This is a genomic window from Pantoea sp. SIMBA_079, from assembly GCF_046940275.1.
In the GTDB taxonomy this organism is placed as follows: Bacteria; Pseudomonadota; Gammaproteobacteria; order Enterobacterales; family Enterobacteriaceae; genus Pantoea; species Pantoea borealis.
Genome location: NZ_JAWRYR010000402.1, coordinates 1 through 266, shown reverse-complemented (window position 1 = coordinate 266; position 266 = coordinate 1). Strand labels below are relative to the sequence as shown.

Genomic DNA, 266 nt, shown 5'->3' with positions numbered 1-266 from the left:
AGCGGCTACACGCAGGCCAACGAGGCGCTGGCCGCGTTCACCGAGCGCGTCGGCCGTCGCAAGCTGATCATGCCGATCTACACTGCGCTGGTGCAGACCGAGCCGGGCCTGGTGCTGGCGAAGGAGATCTTCGCGCGCGCCCGTCCGGGCTATCACCCGATCACCACCGGCTCGGTCGAGACGCTGATCGCCGACGCCAGGCCGGCGCCCGCGCCGCCGACTCCGCCGGCCGCCCCCGAGGCGCCCGACGCGCCCGAGGCCGATCC

General features: G+C 74.4%; 1 protein-coding gene. It reads left to right on the top strand.

From position 1 onward, the window contains the following. Window positions 1–266, top strand: a 266-nt coding sequence (locus SB719_RS20550; protein ID WP_412159798.1) for a leukotriene A4 hydrolase C-terminal domain-containing protein, incomplete at both ends; no start/stop codon positions are given.